The organism is Butyricicoccus sp. AF35-5AC (assembly GCF_003477715.1).
Taxonomy (GTDB): Bacteria; Bacillota; Clostridia; order Oscillospirales; family Butyricicoccaceae; genus Agathobaculum; species Agathobaculum butyriciproducens.
On record NZ_QUDX01000001.1, the window covers coordinates 40,773 to 57,046 of the forward strand.

Annotated in this window: 15 protein-coding genes; 13 read left to right on the top strand and 2 right to left on the bottom strand. The window is 55.8% G+C overall.

The features are described from left to right. The first annotated feature begins 39 nt into the window (after positions 1–39). The 4 genes from DWZ82_RS15030 to DWZ82_RS00175 all read left to right on the top strand — a co-directional run bounded on the left by DWZ82_RS15030 (position 40) and on the right by DWZ82_RS00175 (position 2,843). Complete coding sequence (locus tag DWZ82_RS15030; RefSeq protein ID WP_158575042.1) at positions 40–198, top strand: hypothetical protein; 159 nt, start codon at positions 40–42, stop codon at positions 196–198. Positions 199–245: 47 nt separating this feature from the next. Beyond that, positions 246–434 carry a ferredoxin gene (locus tag DWZ82_RS00160; RefSeq protein ID WP_110435494.1) on the top strand — a complete coding sequence of 63 codons (189 nt, stop codon included), beginning with the start codon at positions 246–248 and terminating at the stop codon, positions 432–434. Between the two features lie 226 nt (positions 435–660). Continuing rightward, positions 661–1,680 (top strand): Gfo/Idh/MocA family oxidoreductase, encoded by a 1,020-nt coding sequence (locus tag DWZ82_RS00165; protein ID WP_117750994.1) that lies wholly within the window; start codon positions 661–663, stop codon positions 1,678–1,680. Between the two features lie 311 nt (positions 1,681–1,991). Then, complete coding sequence (locus tag DWZ82_RS00175) at positions 1,992–2,843, top strand: helix-turn-helix transcriptional regulator (protein ID WP_117491843.1); 852 nt, start codon at positions 1,992–1,994, stop codon at positions 2,841–2,843. Between the two features lie 134 nt (positions 2,844–2,977). On the opposite strand, the gene DWZ82_RS00180 is transcribed toward DWZ82_RS00175, so the two are convergent. Next, positions 2,978–6,022 (bottom strand): heavy metal translocating P-type ATPase, encoded by a 3,045-nt coding sequence (locus tag DWZ82_RS00180; protein ID WP_118477947.1) that lies wholly within the window; start codon positions 6,020–6,022, stop codon positions 2,978–2,980. Between the two features lie 460 nt (positions 6,023–6,482). Here DWZ82_RS00180 and rsxC point away from each other — a divergent pair, with 460 nt between their 5' ends. From rsxC to DWZ82_RS00220, 8 genes are all read left to right on the top strand, one after another. Next, positions 6,483–7,895: an electron transport complex subunit RsxC gene (rsxC, locus tag DWZ82_RS00185; protein WP_118477949.1), complete on the top strand. Its 1,413-nt coding sequence runs from the start codon at positions 6,483–6,485 to the stop codon at positions 7,893–7,895. Between the two features lie 14 nt (positions 7,896–7,909). Continuing rightward, positions 7,910–8,923: an RnfABCDGE type electron transport complex subunit D gene (locus DWZ82_RS00190; RefSeq protein ID WP_110435488.1), complete on the top strand. Its 1,014-nt coding sequence runs from the start codon at positions 7,910–7,912 to the stop codon at positions 8,921–8,923. A gap of 3 nt (positions 8,924–8,926) precedes the next feature. Next, on the top strand, positions 8,927–9,535 hold the full coding sequence (locus DWZ82_RS00195; protein WP_118477951.1) for an RnfABCDGE type electron transport complex subunit G: 609 nt from the start codon (positions 8,927–8,929) through the stop codon (positions 9,533–9,535). A 15-nt stretch (positions 9,536–9,550) separates the two neighbouring features. Further along, entirely contained in the window at positions 9,551–10,174 is a 624-nt protein-coding gene (gene rsxE / locus DWZ82_RS00200) for an electron transport complex subunit RsxE (protein WP_118477953.1), read from the top strand. 21 nt (positions 10,175–10,195) lie between these two features. After that, positions 10,196–10,786, top strand: a complete 591-nt coding sequence (gene rsxA / locus DWZ82_RS00205) for an electron transport complex subunit RsxA (protein ID WP_110435485.1) — start codon at positions 10,196–10,198, stop codon at positions 10,784–10,786. A gap of 15 nt (positions 10,787–10,801) precedes the next feature. Further along, the gene (locus DWZ82_RS00210) at positions 10,802–11,710 is read left to right on the top strand and encodes an RnfABCDGE type electron transport complex subunit B (RefSeq protein WP_117488130.1); all 909 of its coding nucleotides are present in this window, start codon (positions 10,802–10,804) and stop codon (positions 11,708–11,710) included. After that, positions 11,710–12,123 (top strand): Mini-ribonuclease 3, encoded by a 414-nt coding sequence (locus DWZ82_RS00215; RefSeq protein ID WP_118477955.1) that lies wholly within the window; start codon positions 11,710–11,712, stop codon positions 12,121–12,123. Before DWZ82_RS00210 ends, DWZ82_RS00215 begins: the two co-directional genes overlap by 1 nt. 602 nt (positions 12,124–12,725) lie before the next feature. After that, complete coding sequence (locus DWZ82_RS00220; protein ID WP_118477957.1) at positions 12,726–13,934, top strand: peptidylprolyl isomerase; 1,209 nt, start codon at positions 12,726–12,728, stop codon at positions 13,932–13,934. Positions 13,935–13,992: 58 nt separating this feature from the next. Here the strand turns inward: DWZ82_RS00220 and DWZ82_RS00225 are convergent, their stop codons facing one another. Continuing rightward, a complete protein-coding gene (locus DWZ82_RS00225; RefSeq protein ID WP_118477959.1) occupies positions 13,993–14,544 on the bottom strand; it encodes a DUF3877 family protein in 552 nt (183 codons plus the stop codon). A gap of 227 nt (positions 14,545–14,771) precedes the next feature. Here DWZ82_RS00225 and DWZ82_RS00230 point away from each other — a divergent pair, with 227 nt between their 5' ends. Beyond that, positions 14,772–16,169, top strand: a complete 1,398-nt coding sequence (locus tag DWZ82_RS00230; protein ID WP_118477961.1) for an alanine/glycine:cation symporter family protein — start codon at positions 14,772–14,774, stop codon at positions 16,167–16,169. Positions 16,170–16,274 lie beyond the last annotated feature (105 nt).

The window sequence follows — 16,274 nt, forward strand, 5'->3', positions numbered from 1 at the left end:
ATATGCTATACTGCCAGAAAAGAGAAGGAGAGCAAAGCTGTGCGTATCATCAATTTCGGTTCGCTGAATATAGATAAGGTATATCGGGCGGAGCAGTTTGTCCGGCCGGGACAGACCATCACCGTGAAGGACTGCGCCGTAGCTGCGGGAGGCTTCGGCGGCATCCGCGATCGCTGTCTCGCGCGCAGGAACGCATAAATCATCGGAAACGGGGCAAACTGAATCTCCGAAAGGAGTGTATCGGTATGCACATCACAATCGAACGAGACGGCTGTATTTCCTGCGGTCTGTGTGAAGGAACCTGTCCTTCCGTGTTCCGCATTGCGGAGGACGGCCTTGCCGAAGTCCATCATCAGCCGGAAACCGCAGAGGAGCAGGCGGGCGCGCAGGAGGCCGCAGGCGGCTGCCCGGTGGCCGTCATTCATGTCAGCTGAGAACGTAAGCGTAAAGGCAGACCGTCGGGTCTGCCTTTTTGCATCGACCGCAAGAATTTGAAAGTTTGCCCGAGAGCCCCGCTCATATCCCGCAGATAGGGGCGTTCTTTTCGCAAGAATGCTCTGTTTTTTCAGCCCCCGAAACGCTACAATAGAATCATCAAATGGAGAGCGGCAAAACCGCCGCGTAAGAGAGAGAGTTACATATAAAAGGAGAGAATATACCATGAAAACTGTTAAGGTTGGTTCGGTAGGTCTGGGTCGTCTGGGTTATGAGCACGCGAAGAACCTTGCAACGCAGGTTCCGGGCTGCGAACTGGCAGCCATCTGCGACGTAGATGCAAACCGCGTAAAGGAAGTTGCGGCAGAGCTCGGCGTGCCGAATACTTACACCGATTTTGAGGAAATGTGCAAGAATCCGGAGCTGGACGCGATCGTTATCGTTTCCCCGTCCTTCCTGCACTGCCAGCAGATTGAAATTGCCATGAACCACGGCAAGCATGTGTTCTGCGAGAAGCCGCTCGGCACCGATGTTGCACAGTGCAAGGCTGCCGAGAAGGTCATCGAAGCACATCCCGACCTGATCTTCCAGCTTGGCTTCATGCGCCGCTTTGACAAGTCCTACGCCGAGGCAAAGCGCAAGATTGACAACGGCGATATCGGCAAGGTTGTTCTGGTTCGCTCCTACACGCAGGACCCGCGTTCCACCATCGAGTCTACCCTCAAGTTTGCACCGCACTCCGGCGGTCAGTACCTCGATATGTGCGTACATGATATCGACCTCATCCGCTGGTTTACCGGCTCGGATGTCAAGAATGTATGGGCAATCGGCGGCGTATTCGAGTTCGACCTGTACAAGGAGCTGAACGATGCGGACAACGCAGCTGCTACCATCCAGATGGAGAACGGCGCAATGGGCTTCATGTTCACCAACCGCACCCATGCCGCAGGCTCCAATGTCGAGACCGAGATCATCGGCACCCACGGCACGCTGCGCATTGCAAACGTCGGCGCAAAGAACCTGCTGAATATCGTGGATGAGCACGGCTCCCGCGAGGAGTATTATCCGGACTTCATGAGCCGCTGGCACGAGGCTTTCGTAGCCGAGATGGTTGCCTTCACCGGCCATGTCCGCGACAACACCAAGCCGGCTGACCTCACCGTTTATGACGGCACCGCCGTTTCCGAGGCTGCTTACCGCTGCAAGGAGTCCTTCGAGACCGGCAAGATGCTGCCGATTCGATAAAATCAGCATAGAGAAAGCCTGTCACCATAGGTGGCAGGCTTTCTGTTATCCGCAGCCCTGCCGGGCTGCAGCGGGCGAAGCGCTGCATTGAATTTTCATCGCAGGAGCGCTATAATAAGTTTATCTGATTATATGTACCGCGATCTGACAAAAAGCAGTATCGCCAAAGGCTTGATCTGGTTTGCGCTGGCAGGGCCGGTCGGTGAGGTCGGTATCCGGATTGCTATCCCGACCGGCTGGTTTTTCGCGGATACTATTTCCACCGCAGAAAGGCGCTTTTGCCGCGGAATTGAGGGAAAAGGAGCGTTTTTATGATTCAATGCTTTGTGAAAAAGGAATATGAAGCGCCATTCGGCCTGACGCAGATGCCGCGTCTGTTTTCGGTCAGCCGCACAGATGAGAAGGCGTCGGCGCATCCGCGTGTTATGCACGCGCATGACGATTTAGTGGAAATTGTACTCGTGCGAGGCGGCGAGAGCCGCTATTTTGTCGGCGGCACGCCGTATGAGGCACGCCGCGGCGATCTGTTCATCTTCAACAGCCGCGTCGTGCACGATGAGCCGTCCGGACCGGATCGGCCGGTGGCAACCTCGAGTCTGGCGCTTGGCGGACTGGCTGTGCCCGGACTGCGCGAAAATACGCTGATCGCGGAGGATTCGTGTCCGGTGTGCCGCCTGACCGAGCCGCAGACCGTGCGGCTGGAGCATCTGTACGACGTACTTTACGATGAGCTGACCGAGGGCAACGACGACGGTGCACATCATCTTCTGCTTGCGATCCTGACGCTCGTGCAGCAGTTCCGCGCGACCGCAGCCGAGGGCAGCACGCACAGCGGCAATGCCTTTGCACAGCGTATCAAGGATTACATCGACAAGCATTTTGCGGACGAATTTTCTCTGCAGCAGATGGCGGATGCGCTGCACGTCAGTCCGTACTATCTGGCGCATATTTGCAAGGAAGTGACCGGATATTCGCCGCTGCAGTATGTTCTGCGCCGCAGGATTGGCGAAGCGCAGACGCTGCTCATCACAACTGATTTGCCGGTAACGCGGATTGCATCGCAGGTGGGGTATGACAACCCGAGCCATTTCAATGCGCAGTTTTCAAAGGCGGTTGGTATGGCGCCGAGGACTTTCAGAAAAGAGTATGTTTTTCATAAGTAACCGTTGCGCAGGCGAGTTCCGTTCGCCTTTCAGGCGGAAACCCTGCGTATCAGCACAGACTATATGGTATACAAAAGGCTCCCATTCCAACCGGAACGGGAGCCTTTCTATATAAGAGGTGCAAAGAGTATGTGTTATTCGGTCTTCATATACAGCATGCGGATCGAATTGAGCACGCACAGCATAGCCACGCCGGTATCGGCGAATACGGCCAGCCACATGGATGCGATACCGAACAGACCGAGGATCATAACGAGGATCTTGATCGCGAGTGCAAACACGATGTTCTCCTTGGAGACGATATTCGCCTTGCGGGCGATCTTGACCGAGATCGGGATGGAAGTCAGGTCGGCCTTCATGAACACCACATCTGCGGCCTCGATTGCCGCGTCTGCGCCGCTGCCCATTGCCGCGCCGACATCTGCACCGGCGAGTACGGGAGCATCGTTGATGCCGTCACCGACGAACATAACCGCACCGCGCTTCTCGCGGATATCGGTCAGCGCCGACAGCTTATCCTGCGGGAGCAGGCGGGCACGCACTTCGTCAATGCCGACTTCCTGCGCAACCGCGTCCGCACTGGCCTGACCGTCACCGGTCAGCATGGCGGTGGTGAGTCCCTGCGCCTTCATGCGGCTGATTGCGGATTTGGCATCTGCCTTGATGGTATCGGAAATGTCAACATGACCGAGGAAGTGACCGTCCATCGCCAGCAGCACTTCCGTGCTGCCCGGGGTGCCGTGGTAGCCGGAAAGGTCGATATGATTGCGCTCCATCAGCTTTACGTTGCCGCAGAGTATAGTTTTGCCTTCAAGCTCGGCGAAAACGCCTTCGCCGGCCTGTTCGCGGATGTTCTCAACCGTTGCACCAACGGCAACAAGAGAAAAGTCGCCGGCCTTTGCCGCGGACGCTTTGCGCTCCTCGTAGGAGTTGATGATGGACTTGGCGATTGGGTGGGTGGAAGCGCCTTCACAGGCGGCAGCCAGCCACAGAAGCTCATTCTCATCGAGCGGAACGCCCTGCGCCGGAACGACCTTCTGTACCACAAAGTTGCCCTTGGTGATGGTGCCGGTCTTATCCATAACAATGGTCTTAACGTTATTCAGTGCTTCCAGAGAAGCGCCGCCCTTGAACAGGATACCGCGTCTGGAGCCTGCGCCGATGCCGGAGAAGTAGGTCAGCGGTACGCTGAGCACCAGTGCGCACGGGCAGGAAATTACAAGGAAGGTCATCGCGGTGTAGACCCACTTGTGCCACTCGCCGGTAACAAGGCTCGGGATAATGGCGGTCAGCAGAGCGATTGCAACAACTGCCGGGGTGTAAACGCGGGAGAAACGGGTGATAAAGCGGTCGATCTTCGGCTTGCGGGCCGCTGCATTCTCCACGCTGTCGAGAATGCGCTGTACCATGCTCTCAGCGAGAATGTGGGTGACACGCAGCTTGATCGCGCCGTCGGTGTTGACACAGCCGGAGGTTGCCTTGTCGCCGGCAGCGACACGAACCGGAACCGGCTCACCGGTAACAGCCGAGGTATCCAGACGGCTTTCGCCTTCGACAACCTCGCCGTCCAGCGGAACGCGGTCGCCCGGGCGTACCAGAACAATGTCGCCCTCCTGTGCGTCCTCGGCCGGAATAACCTCGATTTTGCCGTTGTCCTTGACCAGATTTACCGTCTCGGGACGCAGGTCGATCGCGTCCATGATCTGCTTGCGCGAACGGTCAACCGCACGATCCTCAAAGTATTCGCCGACTCGGTAGAACAGCATAACGCCGACAGCCTCGTCGAACGAGCCGACCGCCCATGCACCGATGGTTGCAACGGCCATCAGGAAGTTTTCGTCAAATACCTGACCGCGGCCGATGTTCTTGACAGCCGTCAGCAGGACATGGCGGCCGAGCAGCAGGTAAGCCGCGATGAGCAGCACCAGCTTGACAGCCATGACCGGAATGAGCAGACCGGCAACGAACAGCGCTGCACCGATGAGCATTTCGGCAAGCGGATGGCTGCTGCTCTCTTCCTTTTCCTCCTCGGGAGCGATTACCTTGACGTCACTCTCGATATTTGAGCAGATTTTACGGATTTCGGGGAGCAGTGCATCAGGATTGTCACCCTTGACACGCAGCTGCTTGGTCTCATAAACCAGTACGCAGTCATCGATACCGTCGAGCTGGCTGATCTGGTGCTGCATTTTCGCGGCACAGTGCGCACAGCCGAGGTTTTCGAGCGTGTAAACGCGCTGACCGTCCTTGCCGTAGTGCTTGGGTTTGGGTGCAATGACCTTGGCTTCACTTTCAATGCTGGAGCAGATTTTGCGGATTTCAGGCAGGAGCGCATCCGGATTTTCGCCGGTTACGCGCAGCTGCTTGGTCTCAAATACGAGAACGCAGTCCTCCACGCCCTCGAGTTCGCTGATGCGCTGCTCCATTTTTGCCGCGCAGTGTGCGCAGCCGACATTCTGCAGCATGTAAACGCGCTTGACGCTGTGCGCGCCGGCGGCGTGCTCGTGATGGTGATGCTCGTGCTCCGCGTCCTCATCGTGATGGTGATGGTGACCGCAGCCGCAGTCGCAGTCATCGTCATGATGATGGTGGTGGTGCTCGTGCTCCTCGTCCTCATCGTGGTGATGATGGTGTCCGCAGCCGCAGTCGCAGTCATCGTCATGATGATGGTGGTGGTGCTCGTGCTCCTCGTCCTCATCGTGGTGATGATGGTGTCCGCAGCCGCAGTCGCAGTCATCGTCATGATGATGGTGGTGCTCGTGCTCTTCGTCCTCATCGTGGTGGTGATGGTGACCGCAGCCGCAGTCGCAGTCATCGTCATCGTGGTGATGGTGGTGATGTTCGTGCTCCTCATCCTCGTCATCGTGGTGATGATGGTGATGCTCGTGCTCCTCATCCTCGTCGTGGTGATGATGGTGACCGCAGCCGCAGTCATCGTCGTGATGATGATGGTGATGCTCGTGCTCCTCATCCTCATCGTGGTGGTGATGGTGACCGCAGCCGCAGCCGCAGTCATCGCCGTGGTGATGATGATGCTCGTGCTCCTCATCCTCGTCATGGTGGTGATGATGCCCGCAGCCGCAATCGCATTCATCTTCATCGTGTTCGTGATGATGATGTTCGTGCTCATGCACTTCTTCATTTAATAAGGTATCCTCATGCTTGTGTTCGTCTGCCATTTCGGATCGCCTCCTGTCGGTGATAGTCAATTACATATGAACGATTGCTCATATGTTCATGTATTCATATTATAACCGAAGAACGGGAAAGTCAATAGCGGTATACGAAAAATGTGCACAAAAGGCAGAGGGCAAAACTTCGCATTTTGCGCGCATTTCAGCCGGTTTTGCGAAAAATGCAAGCCGGAAAGAGAATACCTGCATCCGTCTAAACTGACCGAACCCGAGCGTTATTCACAAAGAAAAAGCGGATAAAAATGATAGACTTAACAAGATGTACAAAGTTTCCCTGTATTTTATTCGATTTTTTTTTGCTTTTGGTCTTGCCAATACTGTACAAAAACCAGTATAATCTATACTGTAAGGCTATGCTTCATGCGTAGCCAGCCAATTTCTGAAGAAGAGGAAGCCGGGCGCGCGTCCGGTTCTTCTTGCGCAAAATATTAGAGAGGTGAAAGAAATGGCGTATTCGTTCCGTGGCGGCATACACCCGGGTACTCACGCAGACCCGGGCTATAAATCCGCGACAAACACCAAGCCGATCGAGAAGCTGGCATTGCCTGATGAGGTAATCCTGCCGGTTTCCATGCACATCGGCGCACCGGCAAAGCCGATCGTTTCGGTTGGCGACACCGTGGACCTGGGACAGCCTATCGCGGAAGCCGGCGGCTTTGTCAGCGCTCCTGTCCATGCTACCGTTTCCGGTAAGGTAAAGGCAATCGAGCCTCGCCTGCATCCGAACGGCAGCAAGGTTCTGTCCATCGTAATTGAAAATGATGGCGAGGACCGCAAGCACGAGTCCGTGCATCCCTACGACTTCGCTTCCATGAGCAATGAGGAGCGTATCGAGTGCATCCGTTCTGCCGGTATCGTCGGCCATGGCGGTGCAACCTTCCCGACCCATGTCAAGATTCAGTCCGGTATCGGCAAGTGCGACACGGTCATCATCAACGCTGCAGAGTGTGAGCCGTACATCACGTCCGACCATCGCCTGCTGCTCGAGCGTCCGGAAGAGACCATCGGCGGCCTGAAGATGCTGGCCGACATCATGGGCGTACAGACCGCAATCATTGCGATCGAGGAAAACAAGAAGGATACCTTCGCCAAGATCGAGGAGCTGATCGCGGACGATTCCCGCCTCAAGCTGTATCCGCTGGCCTGCAAGTACCCGCAGGGCGCTGAGAAGCAGCTGATCAATGCCTGCACTGGCCGTGAAGTTCCGTCCGGCAAGCTGCCGGCAGACGCCGGCTGCGCGGTATTCAACGTAGATACCGCAGGTGCGGTTTACCGCCGCTTCACCACCGGCATGCCGGTCATCCGCCGTATCGTTACCATCTCCGGTTCCGCTGTTGCCGAGCCGAAGAACCTCGAAGCACGCATCGGCACCCCGATCGAAAAGCTGATCGATGCCTGCGGCGGCTTCAAGGAAGCTCCGAACAAGCTCCTTGCCGGCGGCCCGATGATGGGCAACGCCCAGTTCTCTCTGGATGCCCCGGTTGTCAAGGGCACCAACGCATTCCTCGCCTTTGCAGGCAATGAGGATAAGCGCGTTAAGGATCCCCAGTGTATCCGCTGCGGCAAGTGCATCAACGCCTGCCCGATGCATCTCCTGCCGATCTACATGAATGTATACGGCAAGCAGGAGGATCTGGACAACGCCGTTGACTGCGGCATGATGGACTGCATCGAGTGCGGCTCCTGCGCTTATGTCTGCCCGGCTCGTATCCCGCTGGTTGCACAGTTCCGTCTGACCAAGGGCAAGATCCAGGCTAAGCGTGCTGCAGAGCGCGCCAAGGCTGAGGCTGAGAAGAAAAAGGCCGAGGCGGAGGCTGCTGCAAAGGCAGAGGCTGAAAAGCCCGCAGAGAACAAGTAAGGAGGAAAACGAAAATGGCTTATGATCTTAGCAAAGTAGTCGTAACCTCCTCGCCGCATATCAAGGCGGATGATGACACCCGGAGCCTTATGCTCGATGTGCTCATCGCACTTGTTCCGGCACTGGCGGTTGCAGTTTACACCTTCGGCGCTCGTGCGCTGATCCATGTTGTTATCGCAATGGTGGCAAGCCTTGTGTTTGAGACCATTTACAACAAAATCGTTCATCACCCGAACACCGTAGGCGACCTGTCCTGCCTGGTTACGGGCGTACTTATCGCATTCAACATTCCGGTTGCAGCTCCGCTGTGGCTGAGCGCTTTCGGTGCTCTGTTCGGCATCATCGTTGTTAAGATGCTGTTCGGCGGTATCGGCAAGAACTTTATGAACCCGGCACTCGGTGCCCGTGCGTTCATGATGGCATCCTGGGCCGGTTTCATGACCACCTGGACTGCTCCGCATGCAAACCTGCCGCTGTTCGGCAACGTAACCGTTACCGACGCAATCTCCACCGCAACTCCGCTGGCTACCCTTAAGACCGGTGCTGTACCGGCTGATACCGGCCTGCTGGAGATGCTGCTCGGCCAGACCGGCGGCGTTATCGGTGAGACCTCCGCGCTGGCTCTGCTGGCAGGCGGCGTTTACCTGCTGTGGCGCAAGGTTATCACCATCAACATTCCGGCAGCTTACATCCTTACTGTTGCTGTCATCACCTTCCTGTTCCCGCTGTCCGGCGATGTTTCCCGCGTACAGTGGATGCTCAGCCAGGTACTGTCCGGCGGCCTGATGCTCGGCGCGATCTTCATGGCTACCGACTACGTTACCAGCCCGGTTACCCCGAAGGGCCAGATCATCTTCGGCGTTGGCTGCGGTCTGCTGACGGTATTCATCCGCTACTTCGGCGGTCTGCCGGAGGGCGTATCCTACTCCATTCTGATCATGAACACGCTGGTTTGGGCAATCGACAAGAAGACCCATCCGCGCAAGTTCGGCTATCAGCTTGACAAGGCTAAGAAGGAGGCGCAGTAAATCATGGATAACAGCAAAAAGGAAGGCGGCATCGTACAGCTTGTCGTCGTACTGGGCCTCATCACGTTCATCTGTGCACTGCTGCTGGGCGTTATCAACGGCGTAACCGCGGATAAGATCACCCAGAACGGTATCGAAACCCGCAACGCAGCAATGGCAGAGATCATCCCGGACGCTGATTTCGAGGATCTCGGCACCGCACTGTCCGCTGAGGACGTTGCAGCCGCTGGCGTAACCCTGCCGGCAGGCCGTACCGCTGCTCAGATTGACGGCGTTTACAAGGCAACCAAGGACGGCGAAGAGATCGGCTACTGCGTACAGGTAGAGCCGAAGGGCTTCGGCGGCAACCTGACGATGATCGTCGGCATCAACGCGGACGGCACCGTTGCAGGCGCAAAGGTAACCTCTCACGCTGAGACCCCGGGCCTCGGTGCGAAGAGCCAGGCAGACCCGAACTGGATCACCCAGTTTGCAGGTCAGACTGCTGACGGTCAGCTCAAGGTGACCAAGGACGGCGGCACGATCAATGCGATCACCGGCGCTACCATCACCTCCCGTGCTGTAACCGACGGCGTTAATACTGCGGCAGCATATGTCGCTACTCTGGGTTAAGGAGGAAAAGCCACTATGAAATTTTCTGAACAGCTGAAATCGGGCGTTATCCTCGATAACCCGGTTTTCATGCAGACGATCGGTCTTTGCCCGACGCTGGCAACCACCACTTCTCTGCAGAATGCGATCGGCATGGGCGCGGCGGCTACCGTCGTTCTCATCTGCTCCAATATCGTTATTTCCGCGATGCGCAGAATTATCCCGGATAAGATCCGTATCGCAGCATTCATCACGATCATCGCAACCTTCGTAACCATGATCGACCTGTCCATGCAGGCATTCCTGCCGTCGCTGGCATCGTCCCTTGGTCTGTTCCTGCCGCTGATCGTAGTAAACTGCATCATCCTCGGCCGTGCCGAGGCGTATGCTTCCAAGAACAAGGTTCTGCCGTCCGCACTCGACGGTGTTGTAATGGGTCTGGGCTTCACCTTCGCTCTGGTACTCATGGGCTTCTTCCGTGAGCTGCTCGGCGCAGGCACCATCCTGTCCGGTTACGTTAACGGTGTTAACGGCATCGCAGTTCCGTTCTTCAACTCCAACCCGATGGTCATGATGATCCTGCCGGCCGGCGGCTTCCTCATGATGGGCTTCATCCTGGCTGCGATCCAGAAGATCATGGCTCGAAAGGAGGACAAGTAAGTGTTTAATTTACCTGCCTCTATGGGTTTGACCGATATCCTGTCGCTCGCAATTGCGGCAATCCTGGTCAACAACTACATTCTCGTTCAGTTCCTCGGCTGCTGTTCGTTCTTCGGCGTATCCAAGAAGACCGACACCGCGCTCGGCATGGGCATGGCGGTTATCTTCGTTATGGCGATCGCTTCCGCAGCATCCTGGGCTGTACAGTACTTCATTCTCGAACCTCTGGGTCTGGGTTATATGCAGACCATCGCGTTCATTCTCGTAATTGCAACGCTGGTTCAGTTCGTCGAGATGTTCATGAAGAAGGCTATGCCGTCGCTGTACTCTGCGCTCGGTATCTTCCTGCCGCTGATCACCACCAACTGTGCGGTACTTGGCGCAGCTAAGACCAACATTTCCAACAGCTATTCTTTCATCGGCTCTCTGGTATACGGCGTTGCAGCCGGTGTCGGCTACACGCTGGCAATCGTGCTGTTCGCTTCCATCCGTGAGCGTCTGGACGCTACTTCCAAGTGCCCGAAGTGCTTTGAAGGCTTCCCGATCTCGCTGGTTGCAGCAGCGCTGCTGGCTATGTCCTTCATGGGCTTCTCCGGCCTGTCGATTTGGTAAGGGAGGACACAAGAAATGGATATGCAAAATGTTATTTACGCGGTAGCGGTACTGTTCATCATGGGTATCGTTTTCGCAATCCTGCTCGGCGTAGCCGCTAAGGTTTTCGCCGTAGAGGTTGACGAGCGCATCCCGCTGGTACGTGAGTGCCTGCCGGGTGCTAACTGCGGCGGCTGCGGCTTCCCGGGCTGTGATGGTCTGGCTGCTGCAATCGTAGAGGGCCGTGCGCCGGTAAACGGCTGCCCGGTCGGCGGTGCTGCTGCGGCTGAGAAGGTCGCAAAGGTACTCGGCGTTGAGGTTGCTGCCGGCGACCGTCAGGTTGCACACGTTTACTGCAACGGCGGCTGCAACGCAAAGGATAAGGCAAACTACGAGGGTCTGCAGGACTGCAACGCTGCAATGCGTGTAGCAAGCGGCCCGAAGGCTTGCTCCTTTGGCTGCATGGGTCTCGGCTCCTGCGTAAAGGCCTGTGCGTTTGACGCAATCCACATCGTGGACGGCGTTGCAAAGGTTGATACCGACAAGTGTGTTGCCTGCGGCAAGTGTGTTTCCACCTGCCCGAAGAAGATCATCAACCTGGTATCCGAGGTCAAGAAGGTTCACGTTAACTGCGTGAACAAGGACAAGGGCCCGGAGGTTATGAAGGTTTGCTCCAACGGCTGTATCGGCTGTAAGATGTGCGAGAAGACCTGTAAGTTCGATGCAATTCACGTAGTAGACGGCGTTGCCAAGATCGACTACGACAAGTGCAAGAACTGCAAGATGTGCACCAAGGTTTGCCCGAAGGGCTGCATCGAGCCGGTTCCGACCGAGGAAGAGAAAGCCAAGTTCAAGGAAATGCAGGCTAAGCAGGCTGCTGCTGCCAAGGCTAAGGCTGAGGCTGCAAAGCAGGCCGCTGAAGCAAAAGCTGCTGAGGACAAGTAATGACCGATCATCTGCACCCTGTGCTGGATGACGCTGCGATCGCCCGCATGACGAGTCTTGCACTCGCCCATGTGGGCGACGCTGTTTATGAGATACTCGTGCGCACGCATCTGGCGTGCGGCGGCACTCAGACCGCGAAAAACCTGCACAGCCGTACGATCCAGCTCGTTCGTGCGTCCGCGCAGGCGGAAGCGGTAAAGCGCATTCAGCCTATGCTCGATGAAGACGAGCAGACCGTTCTGCGTCACGGACGCAACGCAAAGCCGAAATCCGTGCCGAAGTCGGCCTCCGTGGCAGAGTATGCCTACGCGACCGCACTCGAGGCGCTGTTCGGCTGGCTGTACCTCAAGGGACGCTATGAGCGTATCAATGCGCTGTTTGAGGTTATCTGTCAAGGGTTTGACGCGAAATGAACAAAGAGAACCGCGGAAGCGGTTCTCTTTTTGTTTGCAGTAATTGAGAATGGAAAATGGAGAATTGACCAGATGGTTTTCATTCTCCATTTTTGCATTTTACGGGTGTTTTTTCGTTAGAAAAGGTGCGCCGAGTCGGCGCACCCTACGGTATAACATTTATCATCAGATGAAATTCGTAGGTGCTGTCTGTAGCTGCCAGGCCAATGAGTTGCGCGACACGGGTATCCCCCAGGGGACCTTCTCTTGCCTTTCGGGCAATTCACCTCGTGTCGCGTCTGCGGAGAGTAAACCGCCTGTGTAGCAGTAAGCTATCTGTGAACCGCGAATATTTCACGAAAGATACGCAAGAGTAACCTGACTGCCGTTCTCCTTCTCGAAGCGGTCTCCGGTCTCCGGTCTGCGCCGGGTTAAGAAACAAAGGGAAACGGGAGTCAAGAGGGTAGAAACCGCAGGTGTCTACCCTTTTGCCCCCGCGGCGTGGTACGCCGTCCCCAGCGGGCAGCGAAATTTGTGATGTTTCTGTGTTTTCGCTTGTGCCTGTTCCGAAATAGTGTTATACTGATAGCGTTCGTAAAATACAGAAAAGGGAGCATAGTAATATGAGCAAGTTAGTGCAGCGCATCGTTGCGCTGGTCGTTATGCTGGCTGTCGTTATGAGCGCAACTGCATACGGCGCATCCACCTTTGTGGTGGATTATCAGGAGCTGAAAAGCGATGCACCGGTCGTTATGACGGTCAACGGTGAGGAAATCCACGCAGATGAGTATGCAAGCTATATGATGAGCCAGATCATCAATTATCAGCAGATGTACTCTATGTACGGCCTCTCTGAGAAGAATATGGCATCTACATTCGGCGATGCCGCAAAGGAGTCCGCAAAGCAGCAGGTCGCTTTGATCCATATCGTTAAGCAGAAGATGGATGAGCTGGGCCTGTCCCTGTCGTACAGCCAGAAGAAGAACATTGTTACGGCAAACAAGCAGAATGCGGAGCAGCTCGGCGGCGAGGACGCTTATCTGCAGCGCCTGGCTTCGATTGGCTTTGACATGGACAACTACAATAACTACCAGTATGTCAGCGCATGCGCACAGGTGCTGAAGAATTACTACTTCGGTGAGAACGGCGTAAATGTTCCGAGTGATGACGAGCTGCAGAAGTATTTTGATGACAACTACATCACTGCAAAGCACATCCTCATTCTGACTAAGAATCCGTCCACCGGCGAGACCACCCGCACCGATGAGGAAGCAAAGAAGGAAGCACAGGCTGTTCTGGATCGCCTGAACAACGGCGAGGACTTTGACGCGCTGCTGACCGAGAAGAACGAGGATGCAGGCGAAGCACAGTATGCCAAGGGCTATACCTTCACCGAGGGTCAGATGGTAGACGAGTTCTACAACGCTGCCAAGGCTCTGCAGGAAGGCGAAGTTTCCGGCCTGGTCAAGAGCCAGTACGGCTACCATATCATCAAGCGCTGTGAGCTGAATCAGGATGAGTTCGAGAACATGCGCGACGCGATCATCGCAGCTGTTGCTTCCGAAAAGGGCACTGCCGGCTCGATCGACGAGATGATGCAGCAGTGGATCGACGAGGCTGACATCCAGACCACCGATGCTTACGACGAGATCACCTATGATAACACTAAGGACTATCTGCCGGCTGACGTGCAGACTGTTCTGAACAGCGATACATCGGATGATGACGGCAATGCGCAGACTGAGGACGCGCAGAGCGAAGACCAGTCCGCGACCGACAGCCAGTCCTCGACGGACGAGACCCAGACGGCTGATACTGAAGCCGCTCAGTAAAACTGCAAAACAGAAAGGACGCTCTTTGAGCGTCCTTTTTTCATGCTTATATGGGGATTTAGAACCCAAACGCCGCATAATCCTCCGGCGTAAAGCGGTGATAGACGGCGTCACCGTCATCATCCAGCTTGATGCAGTAGCGGTAGCTGTCCGGAGTGCCGTCCTCGAAGTATACGAGGTAGTCAAACTCCTCGTTGCCCTCGAGCTTCTCACAGTGTACCTTGTTGGAAAACTGATGGAACACCGCAAGAATATCGTCAAAGCTGACCGTCAGACCGCGCATTACCTGCAGAAATGCACGCAGAAACGCGGGATCCGGCAGCTGTTCATGCACATACTGTGTGCCTTCTGCGGAAATGTGGAAGCAGAAGCGCTTGTCATCGCGGGTGACTTCGATTGCGCCAAGTGTGTCGGCGGTGTGCGCGGAAAGGGAAGCGAGCGCATGCTCGGTGTTGTCCGCGTCCTCCTCCGGTGTGCCGAGCAGACGCGCCACGGATTCCGTGGGATAATACAGCGTGATCGGGTGGTGGTCGTAGCCAATCTTGAGCTGTGCTTCCTGGATGACGTCGGTCAGGCTCTTTTCCAGCCGTTTATAATTCACAGAGTTCATAGGGAACACCTCGATAGTTTTTAATTCGATACGATTATAGCATACGATAGGAGAACGCGCAATATCCCGTCAAATGTCGGAAAAGTGTCGAATACGCACGAATATGCTTGCATATTTCCGGAAAATTCGATATAATATAAGCCTGCGACGCTTATCCGAACAAAAAATGGCGGGTAAGCGCCTTCTCTTGTCCGCAAGAGAAGAAAAGTGAGGAAGGAATCGGATACATGGAAGTATTTGTTGCATTAATGAACAAAATCGACAGCTGGATCTGGGGTCTGCCCATGCTGGTGCTGCTGTGCGGTACGCATATTTTTATGACGTTCCGCACGGGCTTCATCCAGCGCAAGACCTTAACCGGCATCCGCCTGTCGGTGACAAAGGACCCGGATTCACCGGGTGACGTCAGTCAGTTTCAGGCGCTGACGACTGCACTCGCATCGACCATCGGCACGGGCAACATCATCGGTGTCGGCACGGCCATCTATCTCGGCGGACCGGGTGCTGTGCTGTGGTGCTGGCTGACCGGCGTGTTCGGCATTGCCACAAAGTACGCGGAGAGCCTGATCGCGGTCAAGTACCGCGTGCAGACCGCGGACGGCCGCATGATGGGCGGTGCGATGTACGCGCTTGAGCGCGGACTCAAGTGGAAGAAGTTCGGCAAGGTGATGGCGGTGCTGTTTGCGCTGTTCGCCATGCTCGCCTCGTTCGGCATCGGCTGCGGCACGCAGATCAATGCGATTGCCGAGGTGCTGGAGACCAACCTTCCCATCAGCCTGCCGCGTATCGCAATCGGCATTATTTTCGGCATTATCACCGCGATTATCATTATTGGCGGCATTGAATCCATTGCAGTTGTGTGCGAAAAACTGGTGCCGCTGATGGCGCTGTTCTATGTGGTCGGCTGCATCGTTATTCTATGCGCCAACTACGATTTTCTGCTGCCGGCTCTCAAGGCCATTTTTGTGCTGGCGTTCAAGCCGGGCGCCGTGACCGGCGGACTGGTCGGCGGCGGCATCCGTCTGGCGCTGCAGTACGGCGTGGCACGCGGCCTGTTCTCGAATGAGTCCGGCATGGGTTCGGCGCCGCTGGTTGCCAGCGCGGCACAGACGCGCAATCCGGTGCGGCAGGCGCTCGTTTCTGCGACCGGCACCTTCTGGACGACGGTTGTCGTGTGCCTGATGACCGGTCTGGTGCTCATCTCCTCGATGATGAAAAATCCGGCGGTCAGCGTGGAAAACATGGCAAACGGCGGTCAGATGACCACCGCAGCATTCGCACAGATTCCGTATATCGGTCCGCTGATTTTGATGATCAGCATCATTACGTTCGCGTACTCCACCATCCTCGGATGGTCGTACTACGGCGAGCGTGCCGCCGAGTATCTGCTCGGCAAAAAGGCGATTCTGCCGTATAAGGTGCTGTTTATCGCGGTCGTTGTGTGTGCACCCGTGCTTGCGCTCGACCTTGTGTGGACTATTGCGGACGTGCTGAATGCATTCATGGCCATCCCGAACCTGATCGCTGTGCTGCTGCTCTCCGGCGTGATCGCGGCAGAGACAAAGCATTATCTGAAGCATCTGGATGAAAAGGATGAGTCCGAGATTCCGGTTGTCGATCGGTAAGTAATGGAAAATGGAGAATGAAATGGTTTCATTCTCCATTTTTTCGTTTTGCGATTCGTTTTCGCCCACCATATGTACGAATGAATAACATGGACAAATGCAATT